A 17,355-nucleotide genomic window follows, 5' to 3' on the forward strand; every position below is an offset into this window, starting at 1 on the left:
GGGTAAAAAAATATCACACATACCTATTCATGCTTTCCGACTGTTTTATACAGTAGTTATCCTGTTCGTCCAGATAAATGATATAATACTCCATTGCTCCGTTTGTTCGTAGCAATTCGTCCAGTTTGTCTGTTTCTACTGCCATAATTGCGGTAGCATATGCATCGGCGGTGGTACAATCGGACGCAATAACTGTAGCACTTAAAATACGGTTATTTGCCGGATAACCTGTCTGCGGATTAATCGTGTGTCCATATCGTTTGCCGTTTTGGGAGCGGTAGTTATTATAGTTCCCCGAAGTCGCAACCGCTGTTTTTTCCGTCAGACGAAGGATTATTTCAAATTCGGACGATTTATCAATTCCCAAATACTTGGGCGGTTTAATTATCCCGATAGACCAATCCGAGCCTGCACCATTTTTACCCTTTGTTATAATCTCGCCGCCAATATCAACCATGTAGTCATTTACACCTTTGCTGTCGAGGTAACGGGCAATAATATCACATGAAAGTCCGTCACCGATAGCGGAAAAGTTTAGTTGAATACGGGGATCTTTCTTTTCAATGGAACCATTTCTTAGAGTAACTTTGAAGTAGCCGATATACTCCATTATTTCATTTATCAAGCTATCAGATGGTTTTTCCATATTATTAAATCCAAATCCCCAAAGATTGATTAACGGAGAACAGGTAGGGTCAAATACTCCTTTTGTCTTTCCCGCAAGTTCCATCGAACGGTTAAAGGCTTCTATGAAAATGGCATCCAAAGCTATTTCCTCGTTATTATTTACTTTCGATAAGGTTGATTGAGGGTCGAACGGATTGAGGGATTCGTAAAAGACATCATAAATGAATAGGATATCTTCGTTCAAATCGTAAGGATAGTTGTAAGTTATCCTGTAATATGTATGCCTTTCTCCCGACAATACATGATATTTGCTCTTATCATCGCATTCGGCAGAGCCATATAATATAAATGGGAACATAGCTAATGTAAATTGTTTATTGATTAACATATACAGTAACTTTTTTTACAATACCCAGAGCCGTAGTCAGTTTAGAAGTATCGGGATAAATGTTGCCATCGGAACCGTCTGGACTGCTATGCCCGATAAGTTCCCCCTTAAATTCCCGTTGCCCGTTAGTCAAATCAACTACGACTTGATAAACGATTGCAGGTTGTCCGCTTCCCATTTTTCCACCGGAATAATTAGCATCTCCCTCTTTAGCGTCTTTAGGGTAATACTCATTGAAATCCGTCGAGTGATTAAATTCGCATTTGACAACAAACTGCTTAATATCTCCGCTCATTTGAAGGTTAGTCGTGAAACTGCCTTTGGGTGTCGCTCCAGTTACTGCATCCGGCAACGGCTCATTTTTGGTCGGAAGATAAAGTCCGTCGGCATACTGCTTACCTTGTGCATAACTCCAACAGGGGAGCGATTCTTTACGCCTGTTTCCTCCGGCAGCAGTCCATGACTGCTTTGCCAACTTCTCACTGACATAGATTGTGGAAAGGAAATGTCCTTCCAAATCCTCTGTCCATATAGCTATCTGTGGCGCATTCTTCTTTTTGATAAACCAGAAGAGAGGAAAGTCATGTAACCACTCGTTCCCTTGTTCTATGGCGACTGTAATATTACCGTTGCCAAATTCCGAATGAATAGTATTCTGTCCACTGCAACCCAATGTCGTTATTGCTACAACCATACTTAAAATTGTTTTTTTCATTGGTGGTTATTTTATCATTATATCTATAAGCATATCAATTCCTTGAGCTATCTGCTCCCAACCTTTGTCGCTTTGAATATCAATGCCGTTATACATCTTACAATTTTCTGCGAACATGGCTAAATAGACTATTCCAGCATCCATAAGAGCAGATATGGCTTGTAATTGTTCCTTATCTACCTTTGCGAATCCGGACATTATTTCCATAAATTGTACTCCATTTTTTTCTCTTTGGGCGCGGATTTCTACTACGAAATCTTTATCAGAAGAAAGCTCCCATCGTTTCAATCTTTTAAGCGCAGTATTATCTCTGTATTCAGCTATTTCCCTGCGATAAAACGCTTTCAAATAAACTTTAATATCCGCAACATTCGGTCGTTCCAATGGGGTATTAAGCCAAAAATCATGCTTCTTCATGTAAGCATAGATTAAACCGTCGAGAGATTCAAAATAGCGGTAAATGAGAGTTTTGTTTACTCCCGCTTGCTCTGCCACTTTCCTTACTCCAAGCGATTCAAAGCCTTCCCCTACAATAAGTTCTCCGACCGCATTAATCAGTTTTTCTTCGGTCATATCCCGGTCTCGTTCTATTTTCGTCATTTTGATTCAATTTGGTGTCCAACCGGACACAAAATAAGTAACCATTCGGACACAACCAAATTTTTTCACAATAAATATTGAAAATATTTATTATGCAGCTATTAATCAGTGATATATGATTTAAAAATACCTCGCAGTAAGAACCGGGAGGTATTAAGCAAAGAGTATCTGTATCAAATAGCCATGATTCAGCTACTGTTTTATTAGGTAATATATGATTGCCAGCAATATACTATAAATTGCTCTGTTTTTTTATGGTATTTTGGAATACCGACAGAGATAGAAGTGAACGAAGGAAGAAAACCATTTTTGTAGTAAAATCTGAGGTGTATAGCTTGTAACGTTTCTTCGGATTTCTTTTCTAAGAAAAAGCTATTTAACGATGTCGCAAAACTATTAGGAGTATACAAATGGATAACTAATTCTTCTCCCGAATCTATTATTTTGAAATATCTTAAGGTATCCTGAAAGGATAAAAAAAGCTTTGTCTGTCGGTTTCCCTGCCTCGACTAAAGAAGTACCTTTTGCTACAAAATCGTATTTGAATAATGACTATTAAGGAAATATCTTGTTGCTCAAGATCAATATACAGTGATATTTTATTGCAGAGTTCTTGTATCTCTTCTTTCTCATTGTACATTACTTGTGGATTTTATACCAATTATTTCTTTCAAATCTACAATCACGTCGGATTTCTCGGCCAATAAACGATAACTATTATGACCTCCTGAGTAAAGAACATGACGGATATTTAACGCTTTTGCCACTTCAGCATCATGCAAGGTGTCTCCAATAATCAGTACTTTATCCGGAACTAGTCCGTTTTCCTGCATGAGTTGTTTCCCGATCTGAATTTTTCCGGCAGCACAAATATCATTGGCTCCGTATATACCATCAAATTTATCCGTTATTCCGAAATAATCGGTTTCTTTTTGTAGTGTGTGTTTTTGAGATGCAGATAAGATGTATTGTTTTATACCTGCTTCGCAAACCATATTCAAAATAGAAAGCGCATCTGGGTTTAACTGTTTCTTATTTTCGTATTCCTGATATACTGTGTGATATTCCTGTGATATTTCTTCAATAGATTCTTTTTCAAAGTCAAATCCTATTTTACGATGAAAGGATTGCACCGGAAAGCAGAATAAATCTTTATATTGAGATAATGTTAGTATATCAAGATTCCTGTTCACAAGCATCTTATTTATTACTTTCAGGTTAATCTCCACATCATCCAAAAGTGTTCCGTTCCAATCCCAAATCAAAGCATCTATACTTTTCAAACTCACACAATTATTTTCCTGTAGAATCATTGGTTTTATATTTTCCTTTTTCAATTTTAGTAAAAATGAATAAACACTATTAGATATCGCTTTAACTCCTTGGCAAATGCTTAGTTTAGTGAATTCATCTTATAAGTAAATAAAATGCAAAGAGACAAATTGTTCTCAGCTTGAATTAGTTAAATTTTTTTCCCGATATAGAACACGTAGCCATAAAAGTCTTTATATTTATTGTATAAGCTTTCTTCATGGCGTTCGGAAGCTACCAGACTTTCAGCATTTTTATTGCCGGCATGCTTTTTCAAAAACTCTTCCCGCGCTCTGTGGCTTGGAGCATAGAAATGCTCTGTCCAGCACTTTTCCGGTAAGATGAAAGTGGCGACCGGGACATATCCGGCTTTCTGCATCTGGGCAACCTTATTTGGAATAGTATCTATTTCGGGATAATTTGCCATCCAAAAATCGTTGATTTCTTCGGAACGTTCATCGGTAAACCACGAAACCTCCGACACGGCGACATAGCCGTTTTTCTTCAAATACTGTTTCCATTCGTTCAGTCCTCGCTCAAAACCTATATTATAAATTGCACCTTCCGACCAGATAAGGTCTAAGGATTCTTTCTCGAAAGGAAGATTATCCATTGAACCGACATTCCCTTTCACCCGGTCTTGCAGGCCGAGATATTCCACATTACGATTGAAAATACGGATGAAGTCAGGAAACAGGTCAAGCCCTGTAATTTGTCCCGGAGTGTTCTGGGCGAGAGTCATCGTCTGGCCGCCTGTTCCACAGCCGAGGTCGGCAATGCAGGATTTATCGGTCAGATTGTCGATGAAGCTCAATGCTTTGAGGGTTACTTCCGGGCTGCCGGGGCCTTGACGTTCTACACTTGAAAAATATTCGCAGATCAGATTGAAATCGAAGTCGTGGATGGTTTTATTCTCGTTACTCATGATGTTTAATATTATTGTTATGATAAACCATTCATATATATCTGGTCTTTATGAAGAGTACTATAAATTGTATTCATTTGCAAAAATAGCATATAAATGGGAAGCAGTTGCTATTTTCTATTCCCATTTTAATAACAAACCCCACTCTATCTCACGACAGTACGGGGTCTGAACAATGCTACCATAGATATAAGCCTAAATATTTAGGTTGTAAATATATGGGTAATATGGAGATTATTTCGTATCCTTGTATTGCAAGAGTCGCTCTTAATATATTGTTGAAAACGAAGCTAATCAGCGAATAATGATAGCTGGTTTCTAAATCGTTACCTATCTGCAAATTCAGTTTTGCAACACACTGGAACATACATAGTTAAAAGATTCTCTATATTTTTCCACATGACAAATAATATCTATTTTTACTTGCTTACTACATATATCTTTTATACATTTGTGAAGTATTGGAAATGACAATAGCATTGTCGGACAAAACGCCGAAAAAAGCACTATGTTCATTCATTTGCACGGTTGTTTTGACACTCTATAAGATATTATAAATGTGGTAGTTACTGAAAGGTAAAACGTTCTGGTGGCACCACCTTAAAAATCAAGCAGTTACATTAGGTTGTGACTGCTTTTTTTGTTATAAAAAGCCTCTATTCTACCCTATTTTCTATTGATTTATCACTGTTTTTAACTAGTTGTGTAAACCGCTGTGTAAACCGGAAATTAAGATGGCTACAACATTTCCAATCAGAAGCTATTGAAATTAATCTCTCTGTATTCGGAGCTTGCCACTTGCGGAGTAATGGACGGCAAGCGGAAAGAGAACCTAAGAACCGAGATTAACGACCTGATAAACGAGTAACCCATGAATATAGATTTCCCGCCACCGTCCAAAGGCACATATAACAATGCAGGCAGTAGCAGAAAGCTGGCAAACTACCTCGAACATGAAGATATGGAACGCATGGAGCAAGGAATCTATACCGAAGGTTTTTTCAACCTGACAGATGATAATATCTACAAATCACAAGTTATAAAAGACATAGATAGTAATATCGGTCAGCTATTAAAGACAGATGCCAAGTTTTACGCTATCCATGTCAGCCCGTCAGAAAAGGAACTTCGGGCAATGGGAAATACCGAACAGGAACAAGTCGAAGCCATGAAGCGGTATATCCGGAAAGTGGTTATTCCTGAATATGCCAAAAACTTCAATAAAGGGCTATCGGCAGAGGATATAAAGATTTACGGAAAGATACATTTCAGCCGTGACAGGTCAAACAACGAACTAAATATGCACTGTCATTTGATTGTCAGCCGTAAAGACCAATCTAATAAAAAGAAACTATCTCCGCTTACCAACCACAAGAATACCACGAAAGGAACGGTTCAGGGCGGTTTTGACAGGAAGAACCTGTTCCAACAGGCAGAACTGGGATTTGACAAGTTATTTGGCTACGAACGGAAGCTAACCGAATCTTTTGAATACTACAACACAATAAAGAACGGAAGTATCTCCGACCAACTCAATATGCAGGAACGACAGATTGCTGATGAAAGAAAAAATACAGATATGCAGACAGGCATTAGTTCCGGCAAGCAGGAAGAACTGACTGAAAACAAGGTTGCATATAAACAAGACGACAAGCTTTCAAATATACAATCTGTAAATCAAGAAAATAAGAAAGAAGATAAACAATCTTTCAGCCTTCCTGATTTGGGTTTATCCTCCGTATTGGGCTTGCTTACTCCTGAACCCAACAACGGTAATGAAGAACAGCAAATCCCCATGAAAAGAAAAAAGAAGAAGCCGAAGCGGGGATTTAGGCGGTAACAATCCATTTTAGATTTGTGAAACAAGGTATATTCCAAGTCTGAAACAGCAATGCCAAGCCCTTCGGGTTTTAGAAGATTTCTTCCTTTTCGCTCACGAAAAGAGTAAATCTACTAAAAGCATTGCTTTATTCAGCCTTTCCATAAGAGAGGTGTTTAACAAATTTAAAAAGGAAAATATGATTGGAGAAGTTTAGATATGCGTATTATTCTCTAAGTTAAAGGTGTTGATTTTATAATCAATTAGCAAACAGATCGATAAGAAATGAAAGAACTCTGAAGAAACAATAGTTTTAGCTATGAGGAAATGCATAAAGACATAAACACCTTTCCCTCTCGATAAAGATAAAATGCTAATATTCTGCGATATAAAAAGAAATATCGCATCCCTTGACTATACAGATTATTTTGACTAATTTTGCAAATTGAGAAATTATTTGTATGATGGGTGATTTGAGACCAATTTATATCGATCTATTTGCAGGTTGCGGAGGACTTTCTGAAGGGTTTATTCAGTCAGGGTTTACACCTATTGCACATGTTGAAATGAACAAAGATGCATGTGATACCCTAAGAACCAGATCTGTATATCATTATCTGAAATCGCAAAATAAAGCAGAACTATACACAAATTATTTGAAAGGGCTGATTGATAGAAACACCTTATGGAGTTATGCTCCTCTTTCTGTTATTGAGTCTGTGATCAATAAGGAAATTTCAGAAGATAGTTTATGTGAAATATTTGATAAGATAGATAATTCTTTAGGCAATCGAGCTGTAGATGTAATTATTGGAGGGCCTCCATGTCAAGCATATTCTATTGTTGGGAGGTCACGAGATCCTGAAAAGATGAAAAGGGATCCAAGAAATTTTTTATACAAATATTATGTTCAATTTTTAAAAAGATACCAACCGAAAATATTTGTATTTGAGAATGTGCCAGGAATCCTGTCTGCAAAAAATGGAGTACATCTGGATAATATCTTTAATGCAGTTAGGAAAGCTGGGTATGAATTGGAAATTCCAAAGAAAAAATTTCTGAATGCTAAGGATTTTAATGTATTACAAGATAGGAAAAGAGTTATTATAATAGGGTGGAAAAAGGAGTTAAGTTTGAGCTATCCGGATTTTGAAGAAAAAGAACCCCAATACGAAATCTTAAGAGATTTATTCTCAGATCTAAAAAAACTCAAAAATGGACAAGGGTCTTTAGGACTTGCTCCTTATGAAAAAGAGGCAACCGCATATCTTAAAATGTCCCGAATACGAAATGGTTTAGATTTTACCACTCAACATATTGCCCGCCCGAACAATGATAATGATTTAGAAATATATAGGTTGGCTGTTGAAGAATGGAACAATGGAAGACGTTTAAATTATTCCGAATTACCACGAAAATTGATTACTCATTCAAATACAAATGTTTTCACAAACCGTTTTCAAGTAGTAAATGGGAGAGGAATATCACATACTGTCGTTGCACATATTGCCATGGATGGACATTACTATATTCATCCAGACAAAACACAAAATCGTTCTATTACTGTAAGAGAAGCTGCTAGGATTCAATCTTTTCCAGATGATTATTTTTTTGAAGGCAGCAGAACTGCGGCATTTAAACAAATAGGGAATGCAGTTCCTGTATTAATGGCAGAAGGCATTGCAAATAAAATTAAAGAAATGCTATGAGTGAAGAACATAATAAAGGAGAATTCATTTTTAAGCCTAGAGCTCGATTGATAAAAACAATAGGCGAAGAGTTAATAAGTAACGATAATGTTGCTATAGTTGAATTGGTTAAAAATAGCTACGATGCATTTTCCTCTATCGTTGAAATATCCTTCGATGGGATTGTTAATGAAAAGTTAGAAGGAAGAAAAATAAAAAAATATATTGCAAAAGAAGGTGCGTCAATAATTATTTACGACGAAGGAGTTGGGATGGATTTTAAAACTATCCAATCCGCTTGGATGGAACCTGCTACAAATTTCAAGAAAAAAGAAGAGAATAAAAATCCAAATCGAAAATTTACAGGAGAGAAGGGGATAGGACGTTTCGCATCCGCCAAATTAGCAGCCCATTTAGAACTAATAACAAAGCAAAAAAATAAAGACGAAATCGTTGTTCATTTTAATTGGGACGATTTTTCAGATGAGGACAATTATCTGGAAAACATCAAAATTAATTGGGAGATTAGAAAACCCATTGAACTAAAGAATAGTGGAACCATACTTAAATTAACCAATCTCAATAATGATTGGGATGAAGACAAAATTAGAGAGTTGAGAATCACACTTTCTCGTCTTTTAAATCCAATTGTTCCTAACGAAGATTTTTTGATCAGTGTAAATGTCCCTAATGAACTTGATAAAAGTTTAGCAAGTTTAATTGAGAGACCTGAAACACTCAATAAACCTGATTATTATATAAAGGGTAAAATAACAACAGAAGGAAGACCGTCAAATTTTATCTTTTTCAGTAAAAATAAGGGAGTTGAAGAGTTGCTGAGTTTTGGGGAGAAAGAATTTAAGTTAAAAGATCCTATTCGAGAGTCAATTGCTGGTCCCTTTGATTTTGAATTTAGGATATGGAATAGAGATGACTTAGCGAGATTGTCGAAAGAAATCAACTCTACAATAAAAAATATCAAAAAAGATTTGGATGATCTTTCTGGTATCAGCATTTACCGAGATAATGTTCGAGTGCTTCCTTATGGAAATAAAAATAATGATTGGGCTAGATTAGATATACGAAGAGTCAATAATCCAACACTTAGACTTAGCAATAACCAAATTGTCGGATATGTTTCTATCGGTTTAGATAGTAATCCTTTGTTGAAAGACCAAAGCAATAGAGAAGGGATTGTGGAAGGACAGGCTCTTGAAGACGTTAAAGACTTAATAAAGTTAATTCTTAATGAAGTTGAACAACGGAGGTATAACGAGCGTCCAAGAGAAAATGATCAGAAGACTATTGTTCGAGAAAGTTTATTTGAAAGGTTTTCTTTACAGTCTTTATCAACTCTTGTTAAACAGAATATCCCTTCTAACAAATTAGTAATTGATGCAGTAGAAAAAAAAGATGCTGAAATTAAAGAAGGGATAGGTAAAGTTCAAGAAGTAATTTCCAGATATAGACGACTAACCACTTTGGGACAGTTAATTGATGCCGTAGTACACGACGGAGGAAATTATCTTAATAAAATTGACATGCAATCTCATTTAATAATTAAGACCCTTAAAAAAACTGATTGTCAAAAAGAAGAAATACTTGAACTGGTTTCCAATATTCAAAATCTCAGAAAGGATTTTGCTCAATTATTTAGAAGGATAGAGCCTTTTGGCGGAAGAAAGCGAGGACGTCCAAAAGTTGTAACTGTAGAAGATGTCATTAGGGATCAGTTTTTACTATATCATACAGACCTTTCGAGATTGAATATTCAGTATGAGATTTCTGATACAAAAAACTCTGTCACAATAGATGAAGCCGAATTAGGAATCATCATTATGAATTTAATACAGAATTCAATTTATTGGCTGGAGAATACAGAGACTCAAAGACAAATTATTGTTGAGGTTATTAAGGGTGAAAATGAATTGTCGATAATATTCAGTGATAATGGTCCAGGAATAAAAACAGGAAATGAAGACAGTATTTTTGAGCCATATTTTAGCACAAAACCTGATGGAATTGGGCTTGGTTTGGCTATAGTTGGGGAGTTGATTTCAGAATACAATGGAGATTTCATGTTGATTAATAACGGGCCTTTGGATGGAGCAAACTTTAAAATAACTTTTAGATACAGAATATGAGCGAATTAAAATTGTTATATGTCGAAGATGACAAAAGTAATCGGGAAGATTTAGAAAAAATATTAGATGGAGATAAAATAGGAGAGTATACGATTTCCATGGAATCTGTTGATACTTTTGAAAATGCAATTGATATAATTGAATCGAAAGCATACCATATTATAATACTAGACCTTTTTAAGGGAAACCCTCAGCAAGGAGGAAAAGAGGAGGGGTTAGATATTTTAACTAAAATACAACAGAATTTTTTTGTTCCTGTAATATTCTACTCAGGAAATACAAAGCACGTACAGGATCTTAAGTCTCAGATTGTTGGAGTTGTGACAAAAGGAGACGAAGGTGTTGAAGGCTTAAAAACAGAAATTGGACGACTAGTACAATCAAATCTCCCTTTTCTAAAAGATCGTGTACATGAATACTTGGAAAGTGAATTTAAGACTTATTTTTGGGATATTATTCACAATCAAAGAGACAAATTTAAGCCGGAAGCTAATGATTTTTCTTTAGGGTATTTGATGTTACGGAAATTCAGCACATCTTTATCCAAAGAAAAGATATCACAAGTTATTAAAAATGGGGAAAGTAAAGACAAAGTACACCCTATGGAATTTTATCTGTATCCTACAGATGTAAAATTAGAATTTGAGAGTGGTGAGATTTTACAAAAAGGTAAAGATGTGTATGTAATTTTAACTCCTAGTTGTGATTTCATAGAGGATCTAGGCACAAAAAGAGTACGAAGCGTAGGAAAAGTCCTGTTGGCAAAGACAAGCTTATTAAGCCAGAATGATTCCTATATAAAATACACAACCTCAAAAACAGAAAGTAATAAAAATAGATTAATGAGGCTCATTGAGTCACGCAAAGGTGATCGTTTTTTCTTTTTACCTCAGACACCTTTTATTGAAAACCGAATAATTGATTTCCAAGATAAAGAGATGGTCGATTATGGTAAGTTGAAAGATTTTTACCGTATTGCCAAGTTAGACAGCCCTTTTGCTGAATCAATGATTTCAAGTTTTATCAGATATTATAATCGAATAGGCTACCCTGATATTGATAGTGATTTAATAATAAGAAATTTGTAGAGTTTCAATTATTCAAAGGTTTTAGACAAGTTACTCAAAGTATTTTCTATAGCATCAACTAGCGGGGTGACATCTCGTTTGGATCTGTGGCGAATGTCACATTCCCAAATTGTTATAATATTCCATCCCATAGAAGTAAGCTTCTGCAAATTCAACTTGTCTCGTTTCTTATTTGCCGTAATTTTATTTATCCAAAAATCAGTATTGGTTTTTGGGATATATGCATATTTGCAATTCTCATGATTATGCCAAAAACATCCATTAATAAATATTACTGTTTTATATTTTGGTAATACAATATCTGGTTTGCCTGGTAATTTTTTTTCATTTATGCGATATCTATATCCTTTAGCAAAAAGAGCTTTACGCAATAAAATCTCCGGTTTAGTATTCTTTGACCGGATTTTAGACATTACTTCTGAGCGTTTTTTCTTATCCCAAATATCCATAATATAATATTAATATATCCATATTGTACAAAAGTAGTAATAGAAAAGCAACAAGGGAAACAGTTGAAGAAGAAATTATTGCAGGTACGTTTCCTCCTGTTACCTCCGCAACAGTTACGTCGGTAACAGGAGGGATGTTGTTTTATTGACAAAACAATAATACACTATTTTTATCCTATCCGCAGAATAATAATTGTGTTTTCCTATTAGTTTATTATGCTAAGTGCAATAATTATATCTGTTAATCAGTCGATTACAGTGCTCATTTAGAACAAAATCTTGAAAGAAATTTTCTTTATTATAGATATTTTTCCTACCTTTACAACAGAAATCATGCTAATAGCGAGCAGAACGATGAAAAATAATCGTGTGGGATTTCCAATTTAAGAAAACATAAAGAGTTGACTATCAATAGGGTTAAGGCTCTCTTTCTGGTGGCACCACACTTTAAGAGTGCTACAGCTGTTGCTCGGCAGGTAATCTGCCAGCGGATAGATTTCGAACTGTAGTTTGTCTGGCTCGTTCGGATGCAGGTGGTACTTTCTTATTTGGGTGTCGGGCATGATATTTTTATCTTTAATGTGTATACTCCAAAATTATAACATCATCGCCTATCTTTTTCTGAATACTTTTTTTCATCATTTCTGCATTGGGACAAGGAAAACCTATGGGTGTTCCTTTGAAAACACATGATGCAAAAGCAATTATCTCTGCTCCACGTTCTACCAACATCTTAGCACGAGGTACGGCACGTTTGCCGGGGCATCCGCCACAAGTAACGAAACCTACTATTTCACATTCTCCATATTCGGCAAATGCAAGTTTACCACCTGTGGCAACCTTGAAACAGGTTGTTCCCGGACACATATCCTCTGTTTGCTGACAACGTATTATTCCTATTTTCTTCATATCTTTATTACTTTATCGAAACGACTATCCATACAAGCACTAAGGTCGGTGGTAATGAATTTCCCGTTATAATACAGACTAAATATAGTTGCCGGAGTAGGAGAAGATTTGGCTTCTTCCATGCTGGTAAATTTGATAATCTTCAACGGAAGATTTCTTTTCTGTGCCGTTTCCTGCAATGAATTTTGGATGTGGTATTCCGTAAATGGACAACGGTTGGAATAATAAACCACTATACCGTTTTTATCGGGGCATTCTCCGCTTAAGGTGCTCTCATTGAATAATGGAGTATTAGCTTCCGGCTTTAATTTCAGTGCGAGCAGGCTGAATCCATAAGGAAGGGCTTGAACTGTTTCAAATCCTTGTCGGATAAACCATTTAGGATCGCTCATAAAGTGAAACTTCTTTGTCCCGACAACGGTTACTAAACCCTCTTTTCCTTGTCGCTTTGCATCGTCGATGGCTGTTTGAAGCAGGGCTTTGGCATACCCTTTCCCTTTGTATTGCCCCGACACCCAGAAGCAGTTTATCATGAGCCAATTTGGAGCCTTGACAGGGACCCATGCCTTTTCTGCAGGAGTGTATTCGATAAACACCTTTGCACGCTCGTTCAACCGTCTGAAAACATACCCGTTATCAAACTCCTTTTTCAACCACTTCTTTTTCAACTCGTAGCTGTCTTTACACTTCTTGTCGGAAAAGGCACAGCAAATATGCTCTTTCCCGATATTCTCTTCGTTGAGTGTAATAAAGGCTGTTTCCATGTTATTTTATTAGTATCTGTTTCTTGCCTACAAAAATACCTAAAAAACACCTATTCCTGATTTATCCGCTCACGTATTTTCTTCCATGCGTGTGTATCAAACAAACTACTCTCCCGCATAGTATAATACATTTCCTTAAATCGTGAGATAGGTATCACAAAACTTAAAATATTAGCTTCTACATAAGGACGAACGGAAGGATCGAAAAGACCGATAAACGTTCTCTTTCCACCTCTATTATTCTCAACAACTGCATTGGTTACTACAGCCGAGCAACCGGATCCAAACATGGAAGTTACTGCATCTTCCGAATTATTATCGAAATAAGTCCATGTCGTTAGTCCAGATAATATATCGGGAGTGGCTAAGAATAAGATGCCTTCCACTTCGTCAAAAGTTTCAATCTTGTCGATGCGAGCAAAATTCAAATACTTCCGGTTGGTAAGTGGTACGCCAAGCTGTTCAATAAACTCAACCACCATTCCGGGTGTCTTTTTATATTTTTCTTTCAACGAAACGAAGTTGGGCACCCGTTCGGGCATTTCGGTAAAGCCAGTATAAAACTTTCCTCCTCCGCAACTGATCACTTCTGCATTCAAACTTATGGGATTTCCTTCTCTAACCGTTTTTAACCCTTTGAAAAAACAACCGTTTATTTTTTCAGTATTGGCAAGCGGGGTATCGGAATACCAAAACACTATCGGAAGTTCGGCTTTTTCGCCGAACGCTTCCCTGTAATTGTCAATAAATACTTTTACTTCCATAAGCATGCTATTGGGTATGTTGATTGTCTTCTATGGTTACAAAGATAAAAAAATTATTGATTAGTCAATCTCTCACGCAAACGATAGAATAAATAATACACAAGCGGAATAATTACCAATGAAAGGAACATAGAACATATAAGTCCGCCTATCAACACCCATCCCAGCCCGTTTTTCCATTCAGCTCCGGCTCCGTGAGCTATGGCTATTGGAATCATACCGACTACGGTAGAGATTGTTGTTAGCAAGATAGGACGAAAACGGCGGCTTGTAGCCTCCAGAAGCGCCTCTTTAATTGTTACACCCTGTTCCAGTTGTTGATTGATAAAATCGACCACCAATATTCCGTTTCGGGAAACCAATCCAATTAATATAAGGATTCCGAGCATGGTGATGATTCCAAGCGGAGTCATTGTCAGTCCGAGTGTAAAAAATACGCCGATAATAGCCAACGGTATGGAGAGGATAATTACAAACGGATGAGTATAGCTGTTATAAAGCAAAACCATGAGAAGATATACTAATATCAAAGAAATCAGCATCACGGTTCCTAAATCGCCAAAACCTTCTTCCTGATTCTCCATATCCCCGGCATACTTTATCTGTATCGAATCTGGCAGGTCGAGACCCTCTATTGTTGTCATCACATCATCGCCCACATCACCACTCGGACGACCTACAACCATACTGCTGATTGTTACCGAACTTATGCGGTTGTAACGTTCAAGACGTGAAGGGCTTTCGCTCTCCGATATAGATGCTATTTGCTTGAGTTTTATCTCCGCCCCGTCGTTGTTGATAATGGTAAGGTTTTCAATGTCGGACTTGCTTTTGCGGTCGAATCGATCCAAACGTATGTTAATGTCGTATTCTCTGTTATCGTCCCTGTATTTAATATCGGTATTTCCGGTGAAGGCATAGTTCAATGCCTCTCCTACTGCGAGTTGAGAAATCCCCAGCCTTGCCATTTTCTCCCGATTAAGCGTTACTGCAATTTCAGGACTTCCAGCTTCTACTGAGATCTTCAAATCTGATATGCCAGGTATCTTTTTCAGGTTATCCACGATAAGGCTTGATGCGGAGAGTATTTCATCCATATTGTCGCCCATTATATACATTTCAATAGGTGCGTCGTCGCTCCCGCCGAAAAGGCTTACTGGAACAGTAGTTACTTCCGCTTCAACGATATGTTGCTGTAAAAACAGCTTTATTTGCCTTGCATATTCTTTATCTGATACATTGCGTTTATCATAATCCACTATTTTTACGTTTATTTCGGCCTGGTTGGATTCTATAGAGCCGTTTTCTTCAACACCCACACTGGTAAAGAGAGATGTTATCAACGGCTGCCCTTTTAATAATTCTTCCGCCTGTAAGGTTATAAAATTGGTTTGTTCGATAGTGGCATCTTTCGGCATTTTCAGGCGTACATAAAATTCGCCCCTGTCTCCGGCATCAATAAACTCCGTTCCGATCATACCTACAGCAAGTAAACTGATAGAGGATATAAATAATAGAGTTGTTGCACCTAATGTAATGAGTTTGTGATTTAGTGACCATTTTAGCAGGTTACGCATTTTGAGGCCAAAAGCGTCCAACGATAGTATTGGTGTTGACGATTTCGAGTTTCCCAAAACGGACAGTCAATGACGGAATAATAGTTAATGAAACCAACAGACTGATAAGCGATGCCACTGCTACAACCAATGAAAACTGTCCGAAAAAGCCACCTACCATACCGCTCAAAAAAGCCATCGGCAGGAAAACAACCACAAGAACAAGTGTAAGTGTGATAATAGAGCCGCCGATTTCGCGTACTCCGTCGAGGGTGGCTTGTACTTTGGTTTTGCCCATTTCGAGGTGACGGTGTATGTTCTCAATAACAATAATCGAATCGTCCACCAGAATACCTATTACGAGCGACAGTGCCATCAATGTCATTAGGTTGAGCGTTGCCCCGGCAAGATACATAAAGGCAAAGGTGGAGATTAGCGACACCGGAATGGACACCATTACAATAAGGGCGTTGCGAATGCTATGTAAACATAACAACATGGCAAGTGCTACGAATAGTATGGCCATAAAAAGGTCTTTGATAACAGAGTTGGTAGCCTCTATCGTAAAATCGGAACTATTGTAAGCTATTTGGAACGATAGCCCATCCGCTTGATATTTGGATTCAGCCCGCCGGATAACTTCGCTGATTTCTTTCGATACCTTTACGGCATTGGCATCCAACTGTTTTTGAATGACTATTCCAATGGAATTTGTCCCATTATAGCGTGTAATCGCTTCCACGTCTTTTTGTCCATCATAGACATGGGCAATATCCGATACTTTTACGACAGAGCCGCCGGGGAGTGTCTTTACAATCACATTCTCAATATCTGCAATTGATTGAAATTTTCCCGAAAGGCGTATGAATACCTGTTTTTCATCGTCTGTTATTTTTCCCGCAGGATAATCCATATTTGAATAATTGAGGATAGCAACTACATCCGAAATAGTCATGCCGTAGGCAGCAAGGCGTTGTTCGTCGATATCTACTTGTATTTCGCGCTCGCGACCGCCTATAAGGCTAATGCGGGCGACACCCTGTACCTGTTCAAAGAGAGGGGAAATATCGTTTTTTACAATGTCGTACAACGCTGCTTCGCCAATATTTCCGGTTACGGACAACTTCATAATGGGCTGGTCGTTTACGTCGAAAACATCAACAGAAGGTTCTCGTACTGTCATTGGCAGGTCGCTGCGTATAGCTGTTACTTTCCGTTGGGCGTTTTGAGCCGATATGTTTACGTCTGTCCCATCTTTGAATTGAACAACAATATAAGAAAAACCTTCCATCGACATGGTGGTTATTTCATCAATGTTTTCGAGGGATGATACAGCATCCTCTATCTTTTTAGATACGGAACTTTCCACTTCTTCGGGGCTTGCCCCAGGATAAACAGTTGCAACTGTAATGAGCGGCATATCTATATGGGGAAAGAGTTCCTGGCTCAAACGTCCCAATGATAACAGCCCGGCTCCTACAAACAGGATAAACATTACCACAACGATTGTAGGGCGCTTTATTAATAAGTTTAATAGTTTCATGTTTTTAAATTAAGAGTTAAGAATTAAAAATTAAGAATTACTTTTGCAGTGAACTGAAAATTTAT

General features: G+C 37.2%; 15 protein-coding genes and 1 pseudogene. 5 read left to right on the plus strand and 11 right to left on the minus strand.

Annotated features, from left to right (window positions below):
* Positions 1-13: 13 nt before the first annotated feature.
* The 5 genes from D0T85_RS08760 to D0T85_RS08780 form a co-directional block, all read right to left on the minus strand.
* Positions 14-1,015: an FAD:protein FMN transferase gene (locus D0T85_RS08760; RefSeq protein ID WP_163212332.1), complete on the minus strand. Its 1,002-nt coding sequence runs from the start codon at positions 1,013-1,015 to the stop codon at positions 14-16.
* Positions 1,002-1,730 (minus strand): hypothetical protein, encoded by a 729-nt coding sequence (locus D0T85_RS08765; RefSeq protein WP_370459942.1) that lies wholly within the window; start codon positions 1,728-1,730, stop codon positions 1,002-1,004. Before D0T85_RS08765 ends, D0T85_RS08760 begins: the two co-directional genes overlap by 14 nt.
* Positions 1,731-1,736: 6 nt before the next feature.
* Complete coding sequence (locus D0T85_RS08770; protein WP_163212334.1) at positions 1,737-2,330, minus strand: TetR/AcrR family transcriptional regulator; 594 nt, start codon at positions 2,328-2,330, stop codon at positions 1,737-1,739.
* 629 nt (positions 2,331-2,959) lie between these two features.
* Complete coding sequence (locus D0T85_RS08775) at positions 2,960-3,643, minus strand: HAD family hydrolase (RefSeq protein ID WP_163212336.1); 684 nt, start codon at positions 3,641-3,643, stop codon at positions 2,960-2,962.
* Between the two features lie 149 nt (positions 3,644-3,792).
* Positions 3,793-4,566 (minus strand): class I SAM-dependent methyltransferase, encoded by a 774-nt coding sequence (locus tag D0T85_RS08780; RefSeq protein ID WP_163212338.1) that lies wholly within the window; start codon positions 4,564-4,566, stop codon positions 3,793-3,795.
* Positions 4,567-5,320: 754 nt separating this feature from the next.
* Here D0T85_RS08780 and D0T85_RS08785 point away from each other — a divergent pair.
* The 5 genes and pseudogenes from D0T85_RS08785 to D0T85_RS08805 form a co-directional block, all read left to right on the plus strand.
* Positions 5,321-5,434, plus strand: a pseudogene (locus D0T85_RS08785) (clindamycin resistance transfer factor BtgA); the annotation flags it as partial.
* A 3-nt stretch (positions 5,435-5,437) separates the two neighbouring features.
* The gene (locus D0T85_RS08790) at positions 5,438-6,406 is read left to right on the plus strand and encodes a DUF5712 family protein (RefSeq protein WP_163212340.1); all 969 of its coding nucleotides are present in this window, start codon (positions 5,438-5,440) and stop codon (positions 6,404-6,406) included.
* Between the two features lie 440 nt (positions 6,407-6,846).
* The gene (locus tag D0T85_RS08795; protein ID WP_239060677.1) at positions 6,847-8,094 is read left to right on the plus strand and encodes a DNA cytosine methyltransferase; all 1,248 of its coding nucleotides are present in this window, start codon (positions 6,847-6,849) and stop codon (positions 8,092-8,094) included.
* Entirely contained in the window at positions 8,091-10,217 is a 2,127-nt protein-coding gene (locus D0T85_RS08800; RefSeq protein ID WP_163212342.1) for an ATP-binding protein, read from the plus strand. Before D0T85_RS08795 ends, D0T85_RS08800 begins: the two co-directional genes overlap by 4 nt.
* Positions 10,214-11,305 carry a response regulator gene (locus D0T85_RS08805; protein WP_163212344.1) on the plus strand — a complete coding sequence of 364 codons (1,092 nt, stop codon included), beginning with the start codon at positions 10,214-10,216 and terminating at the stop codon, positions 11,303-11,305. Before D0T85_RS08800 ends, D0T85_RS08805 begins: the two co-directional genes overlap by 4 nt.
* Positions 11,306-11,313: 8 nt before the next feature.
* On the opposite strand, the gene D0T85_RS08810 is transcribed toward D0T85_RS08805, so the two are convergent.
* From D0T85_RS08810 to D0T85_RS23020, 6 genes are all read right to left on the minus strand, one after another.
* On the minus strand, positions 11,314-11,754 hold the full coding sequence (locus D0T85_RS08810; RefSeq protein ID WP_163212346.1) for a very short patch repair endonuclease: 441 nt from the start codon (positions 11,752-11,754) through the stop codon (positions 11,314-11,316).
* A gap of 576 nt (positions 11,755-12,330) precedes the next feature.
* Entirely contained in the window at positions 12,331-12,663 is a 333-nt protein-coding gene (locus D0T85_RS08815) for a CGGC domain-containing protein (protein WP_163212348.1), read from the minus strand.
* Positions 12,660-13,427 carry an N-acetyltransferase gene (locus D0T85_RS08820; RefSeq protein WP_163212350.1) on the minus strand — a complete coding sequence of 256 codons (768 nt, stop codon included), beginning with the start codon at positions 13,425-13,427 and terminating at the stop codon, positions 12,660-12,662. Before D0T85_RS08820 ends, D0T85_RS08815 begins: the two co-directional genes overlap by 4 nt.
* 50 nt (positions 13,428-13,477) lie before the next feature.
* Positions 13,478-14,191 (minus strand): DUF169 domain-containing protein, encoded by a 714-nt coding sequence (locus tag D0T85_RS08825; RefSeq protein ID WP_163212352.1) that lies wholly within the window; start codon positions 14,189-14,191, stop codon positions 13,478-13,480.
* 53 nt (positions 14,192-14,244) lie between these two features.
* Positions 14,245-15,825 (minus strand): efflux RND transporter permease subunit, encoded by a 1,581-nt coding sequence (locus tag D0T85_RS23015; protein WP_203558438.1) that lies wholly within the window; start codon positions 15,823-15,825, stop codon positions 14,245-14,247.
* On the minus strand, positions 15,761-17,290 hold the full coding sequence (locus D0T85_RS23020; RefSeq protein ID WP_163212356.1) for an efflux RND transporter permease subunit: 1,530 nt from the start codon (positions 17,288-17,290) through the stop codon (positions 15,761-15,763). The genes D0T85_RS23015 and D0T85_RS23020 overlap by 65 nt, the downstream gene beginning before the upstream one ends.
* Positions 17,291-17,355: the final 65 nt, after the last annotated feature.

The sequence above is a fragment of the Bacteroides sp. 519 genome, assembly GCF_010500955.1.
Classification (GTDB): Bacteria; Bacteroidota; Bacteroidia; order Bacteroidales; family Bacteroidaceae; genus Bacteroides.